The organism is Mesorhizobium sp. M7A.F.Ca.CA.002.09.1.1, from assembly GCF_003998555.1.
GTDB lineage: Bacteria > Pseudomonadota > Alphaproteobacteria > Rhizobiales > Rhizobiaceae > Mesorhizobium > Mesorhizobium ciceri.
This window is the reverse complement of record NZ_RZRR01000488.1, coordinates 1-4,213: the sequence shown is the minus strand read 5'-3', so window position 1 is coordinate 4,213 and position 4,213 is coordinate 1. Positions and strand designations below refer to the sequence as shown.

The window sequence follows — 4,213 nt, the reverse complement described above, 5'->3', positions numbered from 1 at the left end:
TGTCGCCGCTCAGCCTGTTCGCCAATCTCGCGGTTATGCCGATCGTCACCGTCGTCATGTTCCTGGCCGTCGCCAGCGCGCTGCTGATGCCTTTCGGATTGGATTGGCCAGGTCTCTACCTGATGGGCAAGGGCCTGACGATGATGATCGCCATATCGGGCTGGATCTCCGAGCGTTCGCCTGTCGATGGGGTCGGGCTGATTTCGCAACAGTCGGTCCTGCTGGTGGCCATTGCCCTGGTCATCGCGACGATGGCGACGACATGGCTGCGGCTCGCGGCTCTGCCATTCGCGTTGGCAGGCTTGCTGACCGTCTCGGATACGCGCACGCCCGATGTGCTGATCTCGGAAGACGCCCGGCTGGTGGCGTTGCCGATCGGTGGCGGTGAGCTTGCCGTCAGCCGGCAACGGCCGAACGAATTCACCGTCGACAACTGGAAACGCGCGCTGACATCGGAAACCATCGTCGTTCCGGAAGTGTTCGACAACAGCGATGGGCAATTCGACGTCGCGGATGCCGTTGAGCTACCGCCGGGATCGCCGTTCTATTGCTCCTCAGGCGTTTGCGTGGCCAGGCACATGTCCGGTGCGATCATTGCCTATGTCGAGGACCGCAAGGACACCTGGAAAGCCTGCGGCTTCGCCGAACTGATCGTCGTCAACGACGCCACCGCCTATGACGCCTGTCACAACCCGCTGGTTCTCGTCATCACCAAGCGGCAACTGGCTCGCAAAGGCAGTGCCGCGGTCTTCTTCGATCGCCAATCGGCGACCACGCCGGCGACGATCAGCTTCGCGGTGGACAGCCCATATCGGCCCTGGCACACGCAACGCAGATACTCTCGCGAGGCGAGGGGGCTGGCACCCTTCAAGAAACCCGAGAAGCCAGTGGTCAACCCACAGCCGTCTCAGTAGCGACGGATCAGGCCGACGAGCTTGCCTTGCACCTTGACCCTGTCCGGCCCGAAAATCCGTGTCTCATAGGCTGGATTGGCGGCTTCGAGGGCAATCGAGGCGCCCTTGCGGCGGAACCGCTTCAGCGTCGCTTCCTCTTCATCGACCAGCGCCACGATGATCTCGCCGGGGCTGGCCGTGTCGGCGTTACGGATGATAACGGTGTCGCCGTCGAAGATGCCGGCCTCGATCATCGAATCGCCCTTGACCTCCAGCGCATAGTGCGCGCCGCCCATGATCATGTCCGGCGGCACCGAAATCGAATGCGTCTGATGCTGGATGGCATCGATCGGCACGCCGGCGGCGATGCGACCCATGACCGGGATCGAAACGGCAGAGACCGCATCGTCGTCATTGCCGGGCGAAGGCATCCGCGAAGGCGCCGGCTTGATCTGCCGGCCAAGAGCACCACCCTGACCAAGACTGCCCTGGATGACGCTTGGCGAAAACTTCTTTGCCGCATTGAGGCCTGGCGCGATGGAGTCCGGCAGCCGCAGCACTTCCAGCGCGCGGGCCCGATTGGGCAGCCGGCGGATAAAGCCGCGCTCCTCAAGGGCCGTGATCAGCCGATGAATCCCGGATTTGGAGGCAAGGTCGAGCGCCTCCTTCATCTCGTCGAAGGATGGCGGAATGCCGCTCTCCTTCAGGCGTTCATGGATGAACATCAGCAGTTCATGTTGCTTGCGTGTCAGCATGGCGGCCCCCAGGTTCCCTGAAACCAGAATCGAAAAACAAACCCAGAACAAACACTATCTGTTCCAGTTGTGTTCTGCAACCGTTTAAAGTTTAATGAATTTGTTAAGGCTGCTGAAATTATTTGGCGCTTGCCAGCGGGTTACGATCGACGGGCGCCACCTTCGGCAATGCGCCTGCTCACATTGAAATTGTTATGGTTAATGACCTGTGGCTTATCCCCTACCAAAGCTTGGCATTATCTGTCGATCGACCTCGACAAGGGGCGATTGCAACCTTCGGGACGTTCGTTGGCCGTGAACGAAACGGAGCCAAAACGCCAACGTCAGTTGGGCATTTTGGCTGGAAATTCAGCTCTCCGTCATTTGCCAGGCAGTGAGGGCAGCGACGGCGGATCGCCGGGATCGGTGCGTCAGGTAACGGCTTCCTTGACGGCGAAACGCTGGTCCTTCCATGCTCCCGTGCGCAGAATGTCTTCCAGAACCTCAACCGCCAGCCACACATCCTTGTAGCTGACATAGAGCGGCGTGAAGCCGAAACGGATGGTCGACGGTGCGCGGAAGTCACCGATCACCCCGCGCTCGATCAGCGCCCGCATGATTTGATAGCCGTGGTCGTGAAGGAACGACACCTGGCTGCCGCGCCTGGTCGCGTCGCGGGTGGTCTCCAGCGTGAGACCGTAGGCGCCGCACTTGGCTTCGACGAGCTGGATGAACAGTTCTGTCTGCGCGACGCTCTTCTTTCGCAATGCCGCCATGTCGACGTCGCTCCAGATGGCAAGCGCGCCTTTGAGCGCCCGCATCGACAGGACCGGTTGCGTACCGCACAGAAAACGGCGGATGCCGGTGCCGGCAACATAACCCCGTTCGAAGGCAAAGGGCCGCGCATGGCCCCACCAGCCGCTGAGCGGCTGGCTGATATCGCCGTGGTGGCGCTGCGCGGCATAGATGAAGGCCGGCGCGCCCGGACCGCCGTTGAGGTACTTGTACGTGCAGCCGACAGCGAAATCGGCATTTGCCTGATCGAGCTCGACGGGCAGGGCGCCGGCGGTGTGGCAGAGATCCCAGACGATCAGCGCTCCGGCCGTATGAGCCCTGCGCGTCAGCGCCGCCATGTCGCGCAGTTCACCCGATTTGTAATTGACGTGGTTGACCAGCACCACCGCGACGTTTTCGTCGATCAGATCTTCGATGGTCGGCGCGTCGACGCCCGCGAGGCGCAGCAGGACGCCATCCCGGGTCGAGGCCACGCCTTCGGCGATGTACAGGTCGGTGGGAAAACTGTCACCTTCGGCGACGATGGCTGACCGGCCGGGCCGCATCTCCATCGCTGCGTGCAGCACCTTGTAGATGTTGGTCGATGTCGTGTCGCAGACAACGGTCTGGCCGGCCGCGGCTCCTATCAGGCGTCCGAGTTGGTCGCCGAGTTCGATCGGCATCTCGAACCATCCGGCCGTGTTCCAGGCTCGGATAAGATCTCGGGCCCATTCCTGCGTCGCCGCCTGCTGCAGCTCGCCGAAAACGGCATGAGATGCTGCCCCCAGTGAATTGCCGTCGAGATAGATCACCCCCTCCGGCAGAATGAAACGGTCGCGCATGGCCCGCAGCGGATCCGTGGCATCCATCGCTTCGACTGCGGCGAGATCAGGAATTCCACTCATGGTCAGTCCCCGGTTGTTCGCGAAGGGGTTTCCGCCACAGAGCGTCCCTTCGGTGAGCCTGTTCTCATTTCGATGATGTCAGAGCCGGGTGCGGACCGTCCACAGCTCCGGAAACAGCACGACCTCGAGCATTTTCTTCAGATACGAAGCGCCCGACGTGCCGCCGGTGCCGCGCTTCAGACCGATGATGCGCTCCACCGTGGTGACGTGGTTGAAGCGCCAGCGGCGGAAATAATCCTCGAAGTCGACCAGCTTCTCGGCCAGTTCGTAGAACATCCAGTAGCGCTGCGGATCGCGGTAGATAGTCTGCCAGGCGACCAGGACCTCTTCATTCTCGGTTCGCGTCTCACGCCAGTCCGTGCGCCTGGCATCGGCACCGATGTCGAATCCGTTGCGCGCCAAAAGCAGCAGCGCTTCGTCATAGAGCGACGGCTCGGCCAGAATGGCTTCCAGCTTTCCGCTGAGGTCAGGCCGATGCTTGTGAGGGCCGAGCATGGCCAGGTTGCGGTTGCCGGCCATGAACTCGATGGCGCGATACTGCCAGGACTGGAAACCCGAGGACTGGCCGAGCGCGTCGCGAAACTCGGTGTATTCGCTGGGCGTCATCGTCCGCAGCACATCCCAGGCATTGTTCAGCTGCTCGAAGATGCGCGCGACTCGCGACAGCATCTTGAAGCTCGGCTCAAGCCGGTCGGCGCGGATCGAGCGGATCGCGGCGCCAATCTCGTGCAAAGCGAGCTTCATCCACAGTTCCGAGGTCTGGTGCTGGATGATGAACAGCATCTCGTCATGCGCCGACGAGAGCGGTGTCTGCGCCTCCAGCACTTTCTCCAGGTGCAGATAGTCGCTGTACGACATGCGCTCGTTGAACGACATCTGTGCGCCTTCGGACGCCGGATCGTAGGGC

At 61.8% G+C, this 4,213-nt stretch carries 3 protein-coding genes and 1 pseudogene; 1 reads left to right on the top strand and 3 read right to left on the bottom strand.

The features are described 5' to 3' along the window. A pseudogene (locus tag EN994_RS20345) lies at positions 1–914 on the top strand (ComEC/Rec2 family competence protein); the annotation flags it as partial. Here EN994_RS20345 and lexA read toward each other — a convergent pair. The 3 genes from lexA to kynA all read right to left on the bottom strand — a co-directional run. Beyond that, entirely contained in the window at positions 908–1,648 is a 741-nt protein-coding gene (gene lexA, locus EN994_RS20340; RefSeq protein ID WP_013531746.1) for a transcriptional repressor LexA, read from the bottom strand. The pseudogene EN994_RS20345 and the gene lexA sit on opposite strands and share 7 nt — an antisense overlap. A 410-nt stretch (positions 1,649–2,058) precedes the next feature. Continuing rightward, on the bottom strand, positions 2,059–3,306 hold the full coding sequence (gene kynU, locus EN994_RS20335; RefSeq protein WP_024503342.1) for a kynureninase: 1,248 nt from the start codon (positions 3,304–3,306) through the stop codon (positions 2,059–2,061). Between the two features lie 78 nt (positions 3,307–3,384). Continuing rightward, the coding region (gene kynA / locus EN994_RS20330; protein WP_245466054.1) for a tryptophan 2,3-dioxygenase at positions 3,385–4,213 on the bottom strand (829 nt) is incomplete at its 5' end.